16 protein-coding genes are annotated in these 18,332 nt (G+C 70.4%); 11 read left to right on the top strand and 5 right to left on the bottom strand.

The window, feature by feature from the left end:
• The coding region (locus ACWDR3_RS22100; RefSeq protein ID WP_450354223.1) for a carboxyl transferase domain-containing protein at nt 1-563 on the bottom strand (563 nt) is incomplete at its 3' end.
• Between the two features lie 111 nt (nt 564-674).
• On the opposite strand from ACWDR3_RS22100, the gene ACWDR3_RS22105 reads away from it, so the two are divergent.
• Together ACWDR3_RS22105 and ACWDR3_RS22110 are read left to right on the top strand one after the other, a co-directional pair.
• On the top strand, nt 675-1,535 hold the full coding sequence (locus ACWDR3_RS22105) for a biotin--[acetyl-CoA-carboxylase] ligase (RefSeq protein WP_450354224.1): 861 nt from the start codon (nt 675-677) through the stop codon (nt 1,533-1,535).
• A 118-nt stretch (nt 1,536-1,653) separates the two neighbouring features.
• Entirely contained in the window at nt 1,654-2,808 is a 1,155-nt protein-coding gene (locus ACWDR3_RS22110; protein ID WP_450354225.1) for an adenylate/guanylate cyclase domain-containing protein, read from the top strand.
• Nucleotides 2,809-2,834: 26 nt separating this feature from the next.
• On the opposite strand, the gene ACWDR3_RS22115 is transcribed toward ACWDR3_RS22110, so the two are convergent.
• Nucleotides 2,835-3,521: a hypothetical protein gene (locus ACWDR3_RS22115; RefSeq protein ID WP_450354226.1), complete on the bottom strand. Its 687-nt coding sequence runs from the start codon at nt 3,519-3,521 to the stop codon at nt 2,835-2,837.
• A 262-nt stretch (nt 3,522-3,783) separates the two neighbouring features.
• Between ACWDR3_RS22115 and ACWDR3_RS22120 the strand changes: the two genes are divergently transcribed.
• The 3 genes from ACWDR3_RS22120 (at nt 3,784) to hutH (ending at nt 7,539) form a co-directional block, all read left to right on the top strand.
• The gene (locus tag ACWDR3_RS22120; RefSeq protein ID WP_450354227.1) at nt 3,784-4,584 is read left to right on the top strand and encodes an enoyl-CoA hydratase/isomerase family protein; all 801 of its coding nucleotides are present in this window, start codon (nt 3,784-3,786) and stop codon (nt 4,582-4,584) included.
• A gap of 150 nt (nt 4,585-4,734) precedes the next feature.
• A complete protein-coding gene (locus ACWDR3_RS22125) occupies nt 4,735-5,883 on the top strand; it encodes a diguanylate cyclase domain-containing protein (RefSeq protein ID WP_450354228.1) in 1,149 nt (382 codons plus the stop codon).
• A gap of 117 nt (nt 5,884-6,000) precedes the next feature.
• On the top strand, nt 6,001-7,539 hold the full coding sequence (hutH, locus tag ACWDR3_RS22130; protein ID WP_450354286.1) for a histidine ammonia-lyase: 1,539 nt from the start codon (nt 6,001-6,003) through the stop codon (nt 7,537-7,539).
• A 57-nt stretch (nt 7,540-7,596) separates the two neighbouring features.
• Here hutH and ACWDR3_RS22135 read toward each other — a convergent pair whose 3' ends face one another.
• Nucleotides 7,597-8,409: a hypothetical protein gene (locus ACWDR3_RS22135; RefSeq protein ID WP_450354229.1), complete on the bottom strand. Its 813-nt coding sequence runs from the start codon at nt 8,407-8,409 to the stop codon at nt 7,597-7,599.
• 41 nt (nt 8,410-8,450) lie between these two features.
• Complete coding sequence (locus ACWDR3_RS22140) at nt 8,451-8,789, bottom strand: hypothetical protein (protein ID WP_450354230.1); 339 nt, start codon at nt 8,787-8,789, stop codon at nt 8,451-8,453.
• 109 nt (nt 8,790-8,898) lie between these two features.
• Between ACWDR3_RS22140 and ACWDR3_RS22145 the strand changes: the two genes are divergently transcribed.
• The 6 genes from ACWDR3_RS22145 to ACWDR3_RS22170 all read left to right on the top strand — a co-directional run bounded on the left by ACWDR3_RS22145 (nt 8,899) and on the right by ACWDR3_RS22170 (nt 17,287).
• Nucleotides 8,899-9,270, top strand: a complete 372-nt coding sequence (locus tag ACWDR3_RS22145; protein ID WP_450354231.1) for a hypothetical protein — start codon at nt 8,899-8,901, stop codon at nt 9,268-9,270.
• Between the two features lie 260 nt (nt 9,271-9,530).
• Nucleotides 9,531-10,796, top strand: coding sequence for a L,D-transpeptidase (locus ACWDR3_RS22150; protein WP_450354232.1), 1,266 nt, complete (start codon nt 9,531-9,533; stop codon nt 10,794-10,796).
• A 152-nt stretch (nt 10,797-10,948) separates the two neighbouring features.
• The gene (locus ACWDR3_RS22155; RefSeq protein WP_450354233.1) at nt 10,949-11,368 is read left to right on the top strand and encodes a hypothetical protein; all 420 of its coding nucleotides are present in this window, start codon (nt 10,949-10,951) and stop codon (nt 11,366-11,368) included.
• A gap of 100 nt (nt 11,369-11,468) precedes the next feature.
• Nucleotides 11,469-12,932, top strand: a complete 1,464-nt coding sequence (locus ACWDR3_RS22160; RefSeq protein ID WP_450354234.1) for an ABC transporter permease — start codon at nt 11,469-11,471, stop codon at nt 12,930-12,932.
• A 130-nt stretch (nt 12,933-13,062) separates the two neighbouring features.
• On the top strand, nt 13,063-13,746 hold the full coding sequence (locus ACWDR3_RS22165; RefSeq protein ID WP_450354235.1) for an ABC transporter ATP-binding protein: 684 nt from the start codon (nt 13,063-13,065) through the stop codon (nt 13,744-13,746).
• Nucleotides 13,747-13,963: 217 nt separating this feature from the next.
• A complete protein-coding gene (locus ACWDR3_RS22170; protein WP_450354236.1) occupies nt 13,964-17,287 on the top strand; it encodes a S8 family peptidase in 3,324 nt (1,107 codons plus the stop codon).
• 79 nt (nt 17,288-17,366) lie between these two features.
• Here ACWDR3_RS22170 and sigJ read toward each other — a convergent pair whose 3' ends face one another.
• Nucleotides 17,367-18,290, bottom strand: coding sequence for an RNA polymerase sigma factor SigJ (sigJ, locus tag ACWDR3_RS22175; protein ID WP_450354237.1), 924 nt, complete (start codon nt 18,288-18,290; stop codon nt 17,367-17,369).
• Nucleotides 18,291-18,332 lie beyond the last annotated feature (42 nt).

Consider the following 18,332-nt stretch of genomic DNA (forward strand, 5'->3'; position numbering starts at 1 on the left):
ACGTCCATGACGACCCGCAGACCGTCCTCGTTCAGCGACTTGACCATCTTGCGGAACTGCACGGTACGGGCGGTGCCGTCCGGGTCGGTGCGGGCGCCGCCCGAGTCGTTGATGCCGATGACCGGGCAGCCGGTCTTCAGGGCGAAGTCCATGACCTTGACGATCTTCTGGCCGTAGACCTCGCCGAGGGCGCCGCCGAAGACGGTGAAGTCCTGGGAGAACACGGCGATCGGGCGGCCGTCGACCGTGCCGTAGCCGGACACCACGCCGTCCCCGTAAGGGCGGTTGTGCTCCAGGCCGAAGTTGGTGGAGTGGTGGCGGGCGAACTCGTCGAGCTCGACGAAGGTGCCCTCGTCGAGCAGCAGCTCGATCCGCTCACGGGCCGTCAACTTGCCCTTGGCGTGCTGCTTCTCGACGGCGCGTGCGGAGCCGGCGTGCGTCGCCTCGTCGATCCGGCGCTGGAGATCCGCGAGTTTGCCCGCGGTGGTGTGGATGTCGATCCCAGGGGTGCCCTCGGTCCCTCGGGTCTCTTGGATCTCGTGGCGCTCTTCCGGCTCGGACATCGGGATCGCGGCTCCCTGCCTGCTCAAAAGGGGGGACGGTTACTCATCCGTAGCGTAGTGGTGTGCCTACCAATCGGCAGTGCGGCGTTTGCCACACCTAGGGTGGCTTGCATGACGCCGCGTGATGCCTCAGACGACAGCCGCTGGTCCGATCTCGAACGGCCGCCCCTCAACGCCGTCGCGCTGCGGCGCGGGCTGGTGCGGGAGGGCGGGCTGTGGCGCGATGTGACGGTGGTGCGCAGCACCGGCTCCACCAACTCCGACCTGGTCGCCCTGGCTGCGTCCGGCAAGGCGGACGAGGGCTCGGTCCTGGTCGCCGAGGAGCAGACCGCGGGCCGCGGCCGCCTCGACCGGCAGTGGACGGCACCGGCCCGCTCCGGTCTCTTCTTCTCCGTCCTGCTCCGGCCCACCGAGGTCCCCGTGACCCGCTGGGGCTGGCTGCCCCTGCTCACCGGCGTCGCCGTGGCCACGGGCCTGTCCCGCTCCGCCGGCGTCGACACCGCCCTCAAGTGGCCCAACGACCTCCTGGTGACGATCGCCGGCGAGGAACGCAAGGCCGGCGGCATCCTCGCCGAGCGCGCGGGCGACGACGCGGTGGTCGTCGGCGTGGGCATCAACGTCACCCTGCGCGAGAGCGAACTGCCGGTCCCGCAGGCCGGTTCGCTGGCCCTGGCCGGCGCGGTGACCACGGACCGCGACCCGCTGCTGCGGGCCGTCCTGCGCTCCCTGGAGGAGTGGTACGGCCGCTGGCGCGCGGCCGACGGCGACCCGGCGGCGAGCGGCCTCCAGGAGACGTACGCGGCCGGCTGCGCCACGCTCGGCCGGGTCGTACGCGCCGAACTCCCCGGCGACCGGTCGATCACCGGCGAGGCGGTCGCCATCGACGGCGACGGCCGCCTGGTCCTCGCGACGGCGGAGGGGGTGCAGGAGCCGGTGGGGGCGGGAGACATCGTCCACCTGCGCCCGGCGTGAGGGTTTTGTCGTTGAGTGGTCGTACAACCCTCCGCTCCACGGAGTGAGCTACGGCACAGCTGCCGTAGAGTTATGGCCGGTCGATACCTGACCGCGGCAGATCGGAAGGGCAGCAGGCGTGACCGTCGACGACACGGGCTCCGGCGCGGGCGCGGACGGCCGGGTTGACCCGCCCGACAACCCCGGCGACCTCACAGACAACCCCGGCGAGACCCCTGGAGAGGACCCGCTCGCCCTGCGCCTCGAAGGGCTCATCCTCGGCGCGGAGCGGCGCTACACCCCTTTCCAGGCGGCGCGCAGCGCGGGTGTCTCCATGGAACTGGCCTCGCGTTTCTGGCGGGCGATGGGCTTCGCGGACATCGGTCAGGCCAAGGCGCTCACCGAGGCGGACGTGCTGGCCCTGCGCCGGCTCGCCGGTCTGGTGGAGGCGGGCCTGCTCAGTGAGGCGATGGCGGTGCAGGTGGCCCGGTCCACCGGGCAGACCACCGCCCGGCTGGCCGAGTGGCAGATCGACAGTTTTCTGGAGGGCCTGACCGAGCCGCCCGAGCCGGGCATGACGCGCACCGAGGTGACGTACCCCCTCATCGAGCTGCTGCTGCCCGAGCTGGAGGAGTTCCTCGTCTACGTCTGGCGGCGCCAGCTGGCCGCCGCGACCGGCCGGGTCGTGCAGGCGGCCGACGACGAGGAGATGGTGGACCGGCGGCTCGCGGTCGGCTTCGCCGATCTGGTCGGCTTCACACGGCTGACCCGGCGCATGGAGGAGGAGGAGCTCGGCGAACTCGTCGAGGCCTTCGAGACGACCGCCGCCGACCTGGTGGCCGCGCACGGCGGACGGCTCATCAAGACGCTCGGCGACGAGGTGCTGTACTCGGCGGACGACGCCGGGATCGCCGCGGAGATCGCGCTGCGGCTGATCGAGACCATGGCGAACGACGAGACGATGCCCGAGCTGCGGGTCGGCATCGCCTTCGGCACGGTGACCACTCGTATGGGCGATGTCTTCGGTACGACGGTGAATCTGGCCTCGCGGCTGACGTCGATAGCTCCTCGGGACGCGGTGCTGGTCGACAGCGCCTTCGCGGAGGAGCTGATCCGCAGCGGCGAGTCGCCCGCCTCGGAGGCGGAGGCCGCCGAGGCCGCGGCCACCGCCGAGAAGGAGGGCGAGGAACCGCCGACCTACCGTTTCGGACTCCAGCCGATGTGGCAGCGCCCGGTGCGCGGCCTGGGCGTGGTCGAGCCCTGGCTGCTCACGCGGCGGGCCGGGACGGCGTAGTCCACCATCCCTCGCGAGAGGGAGCGTCAGTGGTGCAGCAGGCCCACGCACACGCCGACGATCGGCACGCACAGGCCGGGGTCGTGCGTGGGCTGCGGGGACGGTTGTGGCGCGGTGGTGTGGGTCGGGGCCGGCGCGGGGGCCGGCGCCTGAGTCGCGGTCGGTGTCGGCCGCGGCGCGGGGGCGGTCGTCGCGGGGGCCGGGGCCCTGGGCGCGGTCGTCGGGGCGTTGGGCGCCTCCGGGATGGTCGTGGGAACCGAGGTGACGCCTGCTGCCGCACCTGCTCCCGGCAGGACGGTCGGTGACGTCGTGGCCGTCGGCATCGGGAGGGCCGTGGGCGCTGCGCTCTCCCCGCCCATCACGGAGGTCGCCGACGGGATCGGGCTCGCCGCGAGGGTGGCGGCCGCGTTCGTCGCACGGTCGGTCCCGATGTCGGGGAGCTGGTGTCCCGGCTCCGCCTCCGCCGCGCCGATGCCGCCGCCGCCCGGCTCCGGCCCGAGCCGGACCAGGCTCAGCACACCGGCCGCGAGCGCGATGCCGCCCGCCGCGAAGAGCACCTTGCGGGGGCGTGGCCTGCGGTGCCGGCCGGTGGAGCCGAAGAGACGTGGGCCGAGGGCGGGGCCGCCGCCCACCGTGTCCCCGCCGCCGGTCTCCCCGCCACCCGTGACCCCGTTACCCGTCTCCCTGCCCGCCCTGACCTCGGTGTCCGTCATCGCGATCCCTCCCCGCTGCCCGCGCGCCCCCGGTGCGCCGTGGCGGACGCACGTTATGCGCTGCCGTGGGCGGTGCGGCGGGAGTTGGGCGGCTTGTCACTCGAACGGGGAGTCGGCTCCGGAGCGAGGACGGAAGCGAGGACGGGAGCCAGCCCGGAGCCGGACTTGAACCGGCACGGGCTGCTCGGCCTTCCCCCGCCCCCGCGCGCCTGCGATGATCGGGGCCGGAGCTGTTGTTAACCCGCGTTAACCGGAGGGTGTCATGAGTGAGGAGCGGTTCGGGGAGTTCGTGCTGGTACGGCGGCACGGGGACGGGCATGTCGCCGAGCTCGTCCTGGACCGGCCCAAGGCCATGAACGCCGTGTCGATCGAGATGGCCCGCTCGATCGCCGCGGGCTGCGCCGCGCTGGGCGCCGACCGGGACGTACGAGCGGTCGTGCTGACCTCGACGCACGAGCGGGCGTTCTGCGTCGGCGCGGACCTCAAGGAGCGGAACTCGTTCAGCGACGCCGACATGCTGCGCCAGCGCCCTGGCTCGCGGGCCGCCTACACGGGCGTACTGGAACTCCCCGTCCCGGCCGTCGCCGCCGTGCACGGCTTCGCGCTGGGCGGCGGCTTCGAGCTCGCCTTGTCGTGCGACCTGATCGTGGCCGACCGGACGGCCGTGGTGGGGTTGCCGGAGGTGTCGGTCGGGGTGATTCCCGGCGGGGGTGGTACGCAGTTGCTGCCCCGGCGGGTCGGGGCCGCGCGGGCGGCCGAGCTGATCTTCACGGCGCGGCGCCTGGAGGCCGCGGAGGCACGGGAGTTGGGGCTCGTCGACGAACTGGTGGAGGCGGGGCAGGACCGCGAGGCGGCGCTCGCGCTGGCCTCCCGAATCGCCGCCAACTCGCCCGTCGGCCTGCGCGCGGCCAAGCGTGCGTTGCGGCTCGGGCACGGGCTCGATCTGCGGGCGGGCCTTGAGGTCGAGGACGCGGCCTGGCGGGCGGTGGCGTTCTCGGGGGACCGGGCGGAAGGGGTCGCGGCCTTCAACGAGAAGCGGAAGCCGCAGTGGCCGGGGGAGTAGTCGGGTAATTCGGCGGGCCGGGTGCCGGGTGCCGGGCGACTCGGTGTCCGGAGGCTCGGCTGCTCGCCGGGCAACCCGTCGACCGACGGCCACTCACCCCACCGCCGCACCAGAGTCACATAACCACCCAAACCTCCCTAGCCTGGGGTAATGGGTGAGGACAACCGGCTCACGGCCGTCGTCGCGTTGGCGCAGGGCATGGCGGCGGCCCACGGCTCGCGCGAGGCGTGGCGGGCGGCGGCGGCCGGGGCCTGCCGGGCGCTCGGCGGGAGCTTCGCCGCGCTGTCGGTGTGGGAGCGCGAGCGCAGCCGGCTGCGGGTCCTCGTCAACGTGGGGGAGCGGGCCGAGGACGAGGACGAGTTCCCGGACGAGGAGTCCTACCCCGTCCACCAGTTCCCGGAGATCACCGAGTTCCTGCACGAGCGGTGGGCGGGCGGGGGCGAGCCCAACGCCTGGGTGGAGACGGCCGAGGGGCCTGCCGCCGGGGGCCGTCCCGGGTACGTCCATCAGCGCGTCGCCGCCCTGCGCCGCCGGGGCCGCGGCTCCTGTGTCGTCGCGCCGATCGTGCTGCACGGACGGGCCTGGGGCGAGCTGTACGTGGCCCGGCCGACCGGCGCTCCCGTCTTCGCGCGGGCCGACGCCGACTTCGCGACCGTCCTCGCCTCCGTCGTGGCCGCCGGGATCGCCCAGACCGAGCGCCTTGAGGAGGCGCGCAGGCTCGCCTTCACCGACGCCCTCACGGGGCTCGCCAACCGCCGTGCCGTCGATCTGCGGCTGGACGAGGCCGTCGAGCGGCACCGCGTCGACGGGACCGTCGTCAGCCTCGTCGTCTGCGACCTGAATGGCCTCAAGCGCGTGAACGACACCCAGGGGCACGCGGTCGGCGACCGGCTCCTGGAGCGCTTCGGGTCCGTCCTCTCGCTGTGCGGGGCGATGCTGCCCGGCGCGCTCGCGGCCCGGCTCGGCGGGGACGAGTTCTGTCTGCTCGCGGTCGGCCCGGCCGCCGACGAGGTGGTCGAGGCGGCCCGTGAACTCTGCCGCCGCGCGGGGGAGTTGGAGCTGGGCGACGGGGTGGCGTGCGGAGTCGCGTCCACCGCGGACCCGATCGGTCCGGTCCGCTCCGCGCGCCGGCTCTTCCGGCTCGCGGACGCCGCCCAGTACCGGGCGAAGGCGCTGCACGCGGACCGGCCGGTGGTGGCCGGGCGGGAGGGCGTCGACGACCCGGTCGTGCGGCTGGCGGACACCCCCGCGCCGTCGGCTCCGGCGGAGCGGCGCCGGTTCCGGGGGCGGCACACCTGATGACGCCCCTCTCCCTGACGAACAGCGGTCTTCGCAAGCCCCGGATCGTGTAAGGGTCGTAACCCCGACCCAGTAGTGACATCTCCGTCTTCACTGCGTACGCTCCTGAATATGGATATGCACACTGTGGTGGTGGGGACGTCCGGGGTCACCGCGTCCGACGTTCTCGCCGTGGCGCGCGACGGCGCCCGGGTCGAGCTCTCCGCGGAGGCGGTGGCGGCCCTCGCCGCGGCCCGCGCGATCGTGGACGCGCTGGCGGCCAAGCCCGAGCCGGTCTACGGCGTCAGCACCGGCTTCGGCGCCCTGGCGACCCGGCACATCAGCCCCGAACTCCGCGCCCAGTTGCAGCGCAACATCGTCCGCTCGCACGCGGCCGGCATGGGCCCGCGGGTCGAGCGTGAAGTCGTACGGGCGCTGATGTTCCTGCGGCTCAAGACCGTCTGTTCCGGACACACGGGCGTGCGGCCCGAGGTCGCGCAGACCATGGCCGACGTGCTGAACGCCCAAATCACCCCGGTCGTCCACGAGTTCGGCTCGCTCGGCTGCTCCGGCGACCTCGCCCCGCTCTCGCACTGCGCCCTGACGCTGATGGGCGAGGGCGACGCGGAAGGCCCCGACGGGGTCGTACGGCCGGCCGGTGAGCTGCTCGCCGAGCACGGCATCGCGCCCGTCGAACTGCGCGAGAAGGAGGGCCTCGCCCTCCTGAACGGCACCGACGGCATGCTGGGCATGCTGGTCATGGCCCTCGCCGACCTGGACCGCCTCTACAAGTCGGCCGACATCACCGCGGCCCTCTCCCTGGAGGCCCTGCTCGGCACGGACAAGGTGCTCGCCCCCGAACTGCACGCCATCCGCCCGCACCCGGGCCAGGGCGCCAGCGCCGCCAACATGCTGGCCGTGCTGAAGGGTTCGGAGCTCACCGGCCACCACCAGGACGACGCCCCGCGCGTCCAGGACGCCTACTCGGTGCGCTGCGCCCCGCAGGTCGCCGGCGCCGGCCGGGACACCATGGCGCACGCCCGCCTGGTCGCGGAACGGGAGTTGGCGTCGGCCGTCGACAACCCCGTTGTGCTGCCCGACGGTCGGGTCGAGTCCAACGGCAACTTCCATGGCGCGCCGGTCGCTTACGTTCTCGACTTCCTCGCCATCGCGGTAGCGGACCTCGCCTCCATCGCCGAGCGCCGCACCGACCGGCTGCTCGACAAGAACCGCAGCCACGGGCTGCCGCCGTTCCTCGCCGACGACGCCGGTGTCGACTCGGGTCTGATGATCGCGCAGTACACGCAGGCCGCGCTGGTCAGCGAGTTGAAGCGGCTGGCCGTACCGGCGTCGGCGGACTCGATCCCGTCCTCCGCGATGCAGGAGGACCACGTCTCCATGGGCTGGTCGGCGGCCCGCAAGCTGCGTACCGCCGTCGACAACCTCGCGCGCGTGCTCGCCGTCGAGCTCTACGCCGCCTCCCGCGCGGTCGAGTTGCGCGAGGGCCTGACCCCCGCGCCCGCCTCGCGTGCCGTCATCGAGGCCGCGCGGGCCGCCGGTGTCCAGGGTCCTGGCCCCGACCGGTTCCTGTCGCCGGACCTGGCCGCGGCGGACGTGTTCGTGCGCGAGGGAGCACTGGTGGCCGCGGCGGAGACGGTCACCGGACCGCTGCAGTAAGGGACTCACGGGTGGAACCCGGGGCCCGTTCCTCGTCGAACGGGCCCCGGAGCAGGGCTACTTGAGCTTGGCCGCCTGGGCCTTGATCAGCTCCGCCGGGATGTCGTACGTGGCCTTCTCGCCGGCCATCGCCGCCAGGCTCAGCGAGTAGTACGCGGCGACCGTGGAGCCGTGCCGCACGACCTCGCCGTGCACCGTGGTCATGTCGCCCTCGACCGGTCCCGACACCGCGAAGGCGACGGACTCGTCACCGGTGCCGGAGGCCTTCTCGGCGACGACCTTCGTGAACTTCTGGGTGTCCTGGTCCGGCGCCGAGACCGTGAACCCGCTCGCGCAGCCGGTGACCGCGTCCGACACGGACTTCAGCGTCTCCTCGGCGCCCTCACCGTCGTACGAGGAGAGCGAGACGACCGTCATCGTCGAGTCGAGGATGTCCTGGAGGTTGTCCATGGTGGCGTCCAGGTCCTCGTCGGAGGTGCCCGTCGGCGTCGGCTCGGTGCTCTTCTCGGTGGCCATCCGGTTCACGTACGCGCTCTCGTCCGCGCCCGGCGCGAAGCCCGTGAGGACGTAGGCGAGCGGCGCGCACTTGGCGTCGACGACCTTCACCTTGTCCTTGGACGCGGCGAACTTGCCCCCGGTGTCGGCGGATTCGACGTCGTACCCGTCCAGATCGCCCTTGGCGATGATCAGCTTCCCCAACTCGGCCGCGCTGAGCGCCTTGGCGGCCGTCGTCGACGAGGAGTCCTTGTCCGCCGAGGAGCTGTCGCTCCCGGTCTCCTTGGACTCCCCGCCGCACCCCGTGATGAGGGCGAGCGACAGCGCTCCCGCCGTCGCGGTGACGCCTATGCGCACCCTCGATGATCTCTTCATGAGCGGACTATGAAGTCCTGGTCAAGGAAACGTCAAGCGGGTTAGAACCCGAGGCGTTCGCGACGCACCGAGTAGACGACGAACCCGGCACCCAGAGTGAGGAAGACGGTCCCGCCGACGACGTACGGGGTCGTGTCGAAGGAGCCGGTGTCGGCCAGCCGCGTCTCGCTCCCGAGCGCCTCCTCGGCCGCCGAGTCGGTGTGCGCGGCGGTCTGCCCGTCGGTCTGCGAAGTGGCCCTGGCCTGCGTCGTAGCGGTCGCCGAGGGCTGGTCTCTGACCGGGGTGTCCTGTGTCGCGTTGGCGGACGGGACGAACCACAGGGCACCCAGCAGGGTCCCCGCGGCGGTGGCGGTCAGCAACGGACGGCGAACGGATGACACGGAATATCGATCCCCTTGTGGTGCTGGCGAATTGGCCGTGTGGGCCGATGTTAGTGAAAGGAGCGGGTCACGGGAAAGTCACGGGAGCTGTGGGCCTTACGCTCCCGGCATGAGCCTTGAAGAGACCTCACGATTTGTACGGCTTCGCGTGGAGCTCGTCCTCGAAGTCGACGACGCGGACGCCGTGACGAAGGCCGCACTGCGCCGGATCGCCGCGGAGGACGATATGCCGGCCGATGAGCGGGTACACGCCGAAGACGCTGTGACGGAAGACACCGCCGAGGCGCTCGCGTATCTGGTCGATCCGTTCGACCTGGTCAGCGAGGTGCCCGGGGTGGAGCTCGCGCAGGCCTCCTGGTCGAGCGAGCCGATCGACTACGACCCCGATTCGCCGGATTGGGATCTGGACGAGGATGATGACGAAGGAGATGTCGACGACGACGGTGACGAGGGCGGCGAGGGGACGCGCGGCGCCTCCTGACGCGACTTGGGGAAAACGTGACCCCGGGTGGCAACCGCCGGCCGGGGTTTCGTCGTCTCAGGTGGCGCACGGACCGACATCCGCACCACCCGCCCCGGCGGACGTGGCGTGCCCCACACGTAACAGGAATGTGGAACGGGACGAACCGGCCGTAGCGTTGAAGTTCGTTGACGGGGGTTGTGTGTCAGCGAGGGCCTTCGGGGTCAGCGGGGACCCTCGGGCGGGCGAGGACTCTCGGGGTTTTGGGGATATCGGCAGCGATGGAGAAGCGTGTGATGACGGACAGTAAGCGGCGCAGGGGCCTTTCGGTCGCGGCCGCGCTGCTCGGCGGTGTGCTGGTGCTCTCGGCGTGTTCGAGCGGCGGTGACGACGACGCCTCCAGCGGGGGCAACGAGTCCTCGCAGGCCAAGGCGGACGAGGCGGCGGCCAAGAAGACGTCCGTGGCCGACATCAAGATCACGCCCAAGGACGGCTCGGACAACGCGTCGATCAACAACTCGGCCGCGGTGACCGTCAGCAAGGGCACGCTCACGACTGTGTCGATGACGACGGCGGACGGCGCGAAGGTCGCCGGCGAGCTGTCGGCCGACAAGACCAGTTGGAAGCCGACCACCCAGCTGGAGCGCTCGACCACCTACAAGCTGGCCGCCGCCGCGAAGGACTCCGACGGCCGCGTCGCCCACGAGAACGCGTCGTTCACCACGGTCTCCCCGGCCAACAGCTTCATAGGGAACTTCACGCCGGAGGACGGCTCGACCGTCGGTGTGGGCATGCCGGTGTCGATCAACTTCGACAAGGCGATCACCAACAAGGCCGACGTCCAGAAGGGCATCACGGTCTCCTCCAGCAGCGGTCAGGAGGTCGTCGGGCACTGGTTCAACGCCAACCGCATCGACTTCCGCCCCGACAAGTACTGGACGGAGAACTCCACCGTCACGCTGAAGCTCGCGCTCGACGGCGTGGAGGGCGCGTCCGGTGTCTACGGCGTGCAGCAGAAGACGGTCACCTTCAAGATCGGCCGCAACCAGGTCAGTTACGTCGACGCCAAGACCAAGCAGATGAAGATCACGCACAACGGCGCGACGATCAAGACCATCCCGATCTCGGCCGGTTCGCCGGACAACAAGACCTACGAAGGCATCATGGTGATGTCGGAGAAGTTCAAGGAGACGCGCATGAACGGCGCGACCGTGGGCTTCACCGACGACGACGGCAAGGGCGAGTACGACATCAAGGACGTCCCCCACGCCATCCGCCTCACCAACTCCGGCACCTTCGTGCACGGCAACTACTGGGGCGCCAAGTCCATCTTCGGCAGCGTCAACACCAGCCACGGCTGCGTGGGCCTGTCCGACACGAAGGGCGCCAACGACACCGGCACGGCGGGCTACTGGTTCTACACCAACTCCATCGTCGGCGACGTGGTGGTGGTCCAGAACACCGGCGACAAGACGGTCTCCCCGGACAACGGCCTGAACGGCTGGAACCTGAGCTGGGCGGACTGGAAGGCCGGTTCGGCGGTCTGATCCGACCGATTGTTGACTCGCGCTTGACTGAAGGCGGTTGCTCTGCGGAGCGGCCGCCTTCAGTGTTCTCCTGTTGCGGATCTTCGACTTCGAGGCGGGAATCAATGGGGCGGGAAATGCGGGCGGTTCGGCGTTCTGCCGGGACGGAAACGATGCTGGACGTGCTGTTGCGCTGGGCGTGGATCCGGCGCCGTACATCCGCGCAGGACATCGCGGACCTCCGGGACGGGCAGGTCCTCCAGATCGCGGCGTTCACGCGCAGTATCGGCGGAGCGGCCATGGTCTCGGTGGGAAAGGGCAAGCAGATCGCGCGGACCAGGTCGGGGCAGCTGCGCCTCGCCGTCGGTGAGGACCCGGTCTGGAACGACCGGCGGGGCAGCGGGAGCGCGACACTGAGACCGCCCTTCCTGCTCAAGGCCACCGGCGAGAAGGTGCCGATGGCGCCGAAGTTCGACCGCTACGAACTCGCCACGGCCGACGGGACGTACGACGTGGCGGTTCCGAAGAAGGACAGCGATTTGGTGCGGTACGTCTTCGACTCGGCGCGCGGTAGCGACGAGACGTCTCCCTGACAGCCCCGCCCCGGCCCGCACTTGGCCCACCGACAGCCTTCTCATCGTTCTCTTATGTCGGCCTTATTCAGTCATCACGCGGTGTACCTAGCTTGCGGCCATGTTCTTCACCTACCTGAGGCGCGAACTGCGCCGCCGCAGAAAGGCGGCCCTCGTCGTCGCCTCCGGGCTCGCGCTGGGTATCGCGCTCGTCATCGTGGTCAACTCCGTGTCGTCCGGCATGGGGAAGGCGCAGGACAAGGTCCTTCAGTCGCTGTACGGCCTCGGTACGGACATGACGGTCACCAAGGCCGCCGCCGCTTCCACGAGTACCACGGACCGCCCGCGCTTCAACTTCGACGCGCAGGCCGACGGTTCCGACTCCGAGCAGAGCAGTGACCGTGTCATGGTGCAGGGCTTCCAGACCCTGGCGACCACGACGGTCTCCAAGGTCGGTTCGCAGAGCGGTGTCTCCGACGCCGTCGGCGGGCTGAGCCTCCAAGTCATCAAGGTCAACGGGCAGTTCACCCGCGGCCAGTTCCAGCAGCAGGGCGGCGGCGGCCAGAACGGCGGCGGTCAGAACGGTGGCGGCGGCGGTCAGCCGCAGGGCGAGGTCCAGGGCGGCGGCGCCAACTTCGACGTCAACAGCTACTCCGTCTACGGCGCCGACGTCACCAAGCCGGCCCTCGGCCCGCTCACCTCGTCGAAGATCACCAGCGGCCGTACCTTCAAGACGACCGAGACCGACGCCAAGGTCGTCGTCGTCGACTCGGCCTACGCCAAGGAGAAGAAGTACAAGGTCGGCTCCACGATCACCATCAAGAAGGTCAAGTTCAAGGTGATCGGCATCGCCACCGCCGACAGCGGCGACTCGGCCGCCAACCTGTACATCCCGCTCACGCAGGCGCAGACCCTCAGTGACTCGAAGAACAAGGTCACCACGATCTACGTCAAGGCGACCGACTCCCAGAAGATCAACTCGGTCAAGTCGACGATCCAGAAGAACGTCACGGGTACGACGGTCACCACCTCCGCCGACCTCGCCGACACCGTCTCCGGCTCCCTCTCCACCGCCTCCTCGCTCGCCACCAGCGTCGGCAAGTGGCTGTCGATCGCGGTCCTGATCGCCGCGTTCCTGGTCGCAGGTCTCCTCACCTCCTCCGCCGTCTCCCGCCGCGTGCGCGAGTTCGGCACCCTCAAGGCCCTCGGCTGGAAGTCGGGCCGCGTGACCCGCCAGGTCGTCGGCGAAGCGGTCGTCAACGGCCTCCTCGGCGGCGCCCTCGGTATCGCCGTCGGCCTCGCGGGCGCGTACGTGGTGACGGCCATCAGCCCCACCCTGACCGCCCAGACGGGCAGCACCGGCGGCGGTGGCGCGGGCGGTCCCGGCGGTGGTGGCGGCGGCTTCGGTGGCCCCGGCCGCGCGGCGGCCAAGACCCTCGACGTAGCCCTGACGGCCCCGGTGAGCGTCACGACCGTGGTCCTCGCGGTAGGCCTCGCGGTGGCGGGCGGCCTGATCGCCGGAGCGTTCGGCGGCTGGCGAGCGTCCAGGCTCCGCCCGGCGGATGCCCTGCGCAGAGTCGAGTAACGGTTCCGCAGCTGGCCTAAGGGGCGCGGGGCTGTATCAATTTGCGGCTCCGCCGCGTGAGCGCGACCAGCCCCCACAGGCCGGCAGCAAACGACGAAGCGCACCACCCCAAATCCTCCCAGGAGCCACCATGTACGAACTAAGAGGCGTCACCAAGCGCTACACCCGCGGCAAAGAAGTGGTCGTCGCTCTCGACAACGTCGACCTCAACATCGCAGACGGCGACCGCCTGGTCATCCAGGGCCCCACCGGCGGCGGCAAGTCCACCCTGCTCCAGATGCTCGGCGCCCTCGACAGGCCCACCACAGGTGAAGTCACCCTCGACGGCACCGACTTGGCCAAGCTCTCCGAGGCCAAGCTGACAAGGGTCCGCAGCGAGAACATCGGCTTCGTCTTCCAGTCCTTCAACCTCATCCCCACCCTCACCGCCCAGGAGAACGTGGAGACCGCCCTCGTCCCCCTCGGCATCAAGGGCAAGGACCGCCGCGAACGGGCCGCCGAGGCGCTGAAGTCGGTCGGGCTCGGCGAACGCCTCGGGCATCTGCCGTCCGAGATGTCCGGCGGTCAGCAGCAGCGCGTCGCGATCGCCCGCGCACTGGTCAAGGAACCGAAGGTGCTGCTCGCCGACGAGCCCACCGGCAACCTCGACGAGTCGATGCGCGACGAGATCATGGACGTACTGGAGCGCATGTGGAAGGAGTTGGGGCTGACCTTCATCATGGTCACCCACGACTCCTCGATCGCGAAGAAGGCCCCGCGGGTCGCGACCATCCGCAAGGGACGCATCACTGTCAAGGAGAACGCGGGGGCATGACGGCGCGTGAACCGCGCGAAAACGTAACGGGTTTCCCGCGGTCGCGTAACAGTCTTCCAACCGGCTTCTTACCCTCCTCTCATCTCTTGAGGTGCCTGATCGCCCCCCGGCATACTGCGTATTCCGGGGGGCGCACGCATGTGCGGGACCACCCCCGGCCGGGTGAACGGGGAGTATTCGCCCGGTACTTCTGCTAGGGGGAGTTTTGCGCAGACAAGTGAAAAAGGCGTGCGCGGGCACGATCGCCGCAGCCGCCGCCGTGGCCCTCGCGGCGGGCATGACCAGCCCGGCGCAGGCCAAGTCCGAGCAAGCGGGCACCACTTCGGTCCAGGCGGCCAAGTCGTCGCTCTCGACCAAGCACCGCATCACCCTGATCACCGGTGACCGCGTCTCCGTCGACGCCAAGGGCCGGGTCGTCGGCCTGGAGCCGGCGAAGGGGCGCGAGCACATACCCGTCCAGATCCGCAAGACCGACGGCCACACCCTGGTCGTACCGGCCGACGTCGCCCGCATGATCGCGACCGGCAAGGTCGACCAACGGCTGTTCGACGTAACGGAGTTGAACAAGGCCACGACCCGTAAGTCCCAGAAGCAGGGGCTGAAGGTCATCGTCGGCTACAAGGGCGCCGCCGCGGCGACCAAGGCCGACGTCCGTGACGCGGGCACGCTCCGGCACACCCTCACCACGCTCAACGCGGACGCGGTGCAGACGCCGAAGCAGGACGCGCCCGCGCTGTGGGACGCGGTGACCAACGGCTCAAGCACCGCCTCCGGCATCGCGCACGTCTGGCTCGACGGCGTCCGCAAGGCCAGCCTCGACAAGTCCGTGCCGCAGATCGGCGCCCCCACCGCGTGGGCCGCCGGTTACGACGGCAAGGGCGTCAAGATCGCCGTCCTCGACACCGGCATCGACGCGACCCACCCGGACCTCAAGGACCAGGTGATCGCGGCCAAGAACTTCTCCACCTCGCCGGACGCGACCGACAAGTTCGGTCACGGCACGCATGTCGCGTCCATCGCGGCCGGCACGGGTGCGAAGTCCAACGGCAAGTACAAGGGCGTCGCCCCGGGTGCCAAGCTGCTCAACGGCAAGGTGCTCAGCGACGACGGCTACGGCGACGACTCGCAGATCATCGCGGGCATGGAGTGGGCGGCCGAGCAGGGCGCCAACGTCGTCAACCTGAGCCTGGGCGGCGGTGACACCCCGGAGATCGACCCGCTCGAAGCCGAGGTGAACAAGCTGTCCGAGGAGAAGGGCATCCTGTTCGCCATCGCCGCCGGCAACTCCGGCGACTTCGGCGACCAGACCATCGGCTCGCCGGGCACCGCCGCCGACGCGCTGACCGTCGGCGCCGTCGACGACAAGGACGTACTGGCCTCCTTCTCCAGCCGTGGTCCCGGCCTCGACGGGCAGATCAAGCCCGACGTGACCGCCCCCGGCGTGGACATCACCGCGGCCGCGGCCCCGGGCAGCGTCATCGACAAGGAGGTCGGTGAGAAGCCGCCGGGCTACCTGACCATCTCCGGTACGTCGATGGCGACCCCGCACGTGGCGGGCGCGGCGGCGATCCTGAAGCAGCAGCACCCCGACTGGGGCTTCGCCGAGCTGAAGGGCGCGCTGACCGGATCCACCAAGGGCGGCAAGTACACGCCGTTCCAGCAGGGTTCGGGCCGCATCCAGGTCGACAAGGCCATCAAGCAGACGGTGATCGCCGACCCGGTGTCGGTGAGCTTCGGCACCCAGCAGTGGCCGCACACCGACGACACCCCGGTCACCAAGCAGGTCACGTACCGCAACCTCGGTACGAAGGACGTCACGCTGAAGCTGGCGGCGACCGCGACCAACCCGAAGGGGCAGGCCGCTCCGGCCGGCTTCTTCAAGCTCGGTGCCACCACGGTCACCGTCCCGGCCGGCGGCAAGGCCTCCGTGGACCTGACCGTCAACACCAAGCTGGGCGGCACGCTCGACGGCGCGTACTCCGCGTACGTGACCGCGACGGGCGACGGCCAGAGCGTGCGGACGGCCGCGGCCGTGCAGCGCGAGGTGGAGTCGTACGACGTCACGCTGAAGCTCATCGGCCGTGACGGTCAGCCGGCGCCGTACTACAACGCGAGCCTGACCGGGGTCACCGGCCTCGGCCAGGACAAGTGGTTCACGCCCTACGACGCCTCCGGCACGGTGACCGCCCGGGTGCCCAAGGGCGGTTACGTCCTGGACACCGGCATCTTCGTGGACCCGAAGGACGCCACCAAGGGCATCGACTGGCTGGCCCAGCCGAAGCTGAACGTCACCAAGAACACGGCGATCACGCTGGACGCGCGGACCGCCAAGCCCGTGGACATCACCATCCCGGACACCGGCGCCACGTCGGTGTTCGCCTCCGCGGACTACGCGATCCAGGTCGGCAACTCCGGCTACGGCTTCGGCTGGTGGCTGGACACCTTCGAGAACTTCCGCTCCAAGGGCCTCGGCGCCCAGATCACCGACGGTTCGCTCACCCAGCAGTGGGACGGGCACTGGACCAAGGGGGCGGCCGAGGAGTACAACACCACGGTCGGCGGAGTCGTCAAGCAGCTCGCCAACGGCTACACCAAGCACTACAAGGCGAGTGAACTGGCCAAGGTGAAGGTGGGCCTGGGCTCGGGCGCGAGCGGCAAGAAGGGCGCCGTGAGCGCCATCGGCTGGCTGCCGCAGAGCAGCGGCGCCTCCGGCATCGGCATGTCGCAGAACCTGCCCGGCACCCGCACCCTGCACCTGTCCACCGGCGGTGGCGTCAAGTGGGACATGGGCTTCGAGCAGTATGGCGGTGTCGACCCGGACGGCTTCCCGCTCTCGGAGGCCTACTACACGATCGGCGCGCTGCAGACCTTCAAGGGCGGCAAGTCGTACTCGAAGACCTTCAACACGGCCGTCTTCGGACCGCACCTGACCTCCGAGTTCGGCCTGTACCGCGACGGCAACAGCATCTTCGGCATCGTGCCGCTGTTCGCCGACGGCAAGGGCCACCCGGGTTCGTCGACCTTCACCTCGGTCGACACGACCCTGTACCGCAACGGCCACAAGGTCTCCTCCAACAAGGACCCGCTGTTCGGCGACGACCTGTTCACGGTCCCGTCGGCCGCGGCCGACTACAAGCTGACCACCTCGGTCAAGCGCAGCGTCAAGATCGCGGCGGCCTCCACCCGCATCGACGCGAGCTTCACGTTCCGCTCCAAGAAGGGCGCCAACCTCACCAAGCTCCCGGCCTCCACGGTCCGCTTCAACGCGACCACGGGTCTGGACAACCGGGTCGAGGCCGGCAAGACGGTCTCCATCCCGGTCGCCGTCGAGGGCTCGGCCAAGGGCAGCAACCTCAAGTCGCTGTCGGTGTACGTCTCCTACGACTACGGCCAGACCTGGAAGAAGGTCAGCGTCGTGGGCGGCAAGATCAAGGTCAAGAACCCGGCGAAGGGGAAGGCCATCTCCTTCCACGCCAAGATCACCGACAAGAAGAACAACAAGTCGACGGTCTCGATCTACAACGCGTACTACGGCAAGTGAGCCGATAGCTCGTACGTGACCGCAGGGCCCGTCGGAGGTTCGGCCTCCGACGGGCCTTTCGCGTTCCTCTGACTTGGGCTCAGCTCCAGGAGCGGAGCTTCTCCGGGTTCCGCACGCCCCAGACGTGCCGGATCAGGCCGCCGGTCACATCGAAGGCCAGCACCACCTCCGTGACGCCGTTCACCTGCGCCACCAGCCCCGCCTGGCCGTTGACCGTACGTTCCAGGACGATCACCTCGGCGGGGGCCCTGGCCATCAGGTCGGCGAAGAAGCGCGCGACCGGTTCGCCGCCCCGGATCGGGTGGGGTGCGGCACTGGCGAGACCGCCGCCGTCACCGGTCGCCGTGGCGTCGGGATCGAGGAGCCGGACGAGGGCGTCGATGTCCTGGGCCTCCCACGCCTCCTTGAAGTGTCGGACGACATCGGCGCGTTGGGCCCCCGAGGTCGCCGGGGCGGCCGACGACTGTGCCGCGCGGATACGACGCCGGGCGGACGAGGCCAGCTGGCGGCACGCGCCCGGCGTACGGCCGACGATCTCGGCCACGTCGGCGAAGGAGAACCGGAAGACGTCGTGCAGGACGAACGCGACGCGCTCGGCCGGGGTCATCGACTCCAGCACGACGAGGAAGGCCATGTTGACCGACTCGTCGAGGGTGACCCGGTCGGCCGGATCCGCCGCCGCGCCGCCGGACCAGCCACCGGTCCACTCCGTACGGTCGGGCACCGGCTCCGGGATCCACTCACCGACGTACCGCTCCCGGCGGGCCCGCGCCGAGCGCAGCAGGTCGAAGCAGATACGGCTGGCGACCGTGGTCAGCCACCCGCCGGGCGAGGCGACGGCGTCCCGCCGCGCCACCGGGAGCGCGTACCACCGGGCGTACGTCTCCTGCACGACGTCCTCGGCGTCGGCCAGCGAACCGAGCAACCGGTAGCCGAGATTGATGAGTTGACGCCGCTCACTCACGACCGCGTCGAGCCCCGCCTCGGCCGAGTCCTCACTCACACCGGTCCCTCCCTCACGGATCGCAGGTCATCACCTTCATGG

This window comes from Streptomyces sp. NPDC001002, from assembly GCF_053599215.1.

Bases quoted from the DNA above. Each gene is read 5' to 3' on its own strand.
- ACWDR3_RS22105 (WP_450354224.1), top strand. From the start codon at position 675: ATGACGCCGCGTGATGCCTCAGACGACAGCCGCTGGTCCGATCTCGAA.
- ACWDR3_RS22115 (WP_450354226.1), bottom strand. From the start codon at position 3,521: ATGACGGACACCGAGGTCAGGGCGGGCAGGGAGACGGGTAACGGGGTC.
- ACWDR3_RS22120 (WP_450354227.1), top strand. From the start codon at position 3,784: ATGAGTGAGGAGCGGTTCGGGGAGTTCGTGCTGGTACGGCGGCACGGG.
- ACWDR3_RS22125 (WP_450354228.1), top strand. From the start codon at position 4,735: ATGGGTGAGGACAACCGGCTCACGGCCGTCGTCGCGTTGGCGCAGGGC.
- hutH (WP_450354286.1), top strand. From the start codon at position 6,001: ATGCACACTGTGGTGGTGGGGACGTCCGGGGTCACCGCGTCCGACGTT.
- ACWDR3_RS22135 (WP_450354229.1), bottom strand. From the start codon at position 8,409: ATGAAGAGATCATCGAGGGTGCGCATAGGCGTCACCGCGACGGCGGGA.
- ACWDR3_RS22145 (WP_450354231.1), top strand. From the start codon at position 8,899: ATGAGCCTTGAAGAGACCTCACGATTTGTACGGCTTCGCGTGGAGCTC.
- ACWDR3_RS22150 (WP_450354232.1), top strand. From the start codon at position 9,531: ATGGAGAAGCGTGTGATGACGGACAGTAAGCGGCGCAGGGGCCTTTCG.
- ACWDR3_RS22155 (WP_450354233.1), top strand. From the start codon at position 10,949: ATGCTGGACGTGCTGTTGCGCTGGGCGTGGATCCGGCGCCGTACATCC.
- ACWDR3_RS22160 (WP_450354234.1), top strand. From the start codon at position 11,469: ATGTTCTTCACCTACCTGAGGCGCGAACTGCGCCGCCGCAGAAAGGCG.
- ACWDR3_RS22165 (WP_450354235.1), top strand. From the start codon at position 13,063: ATGTACGAACTAAGAGGCGTCACCAAGCGCTACACCCGCGGCAAAGAA.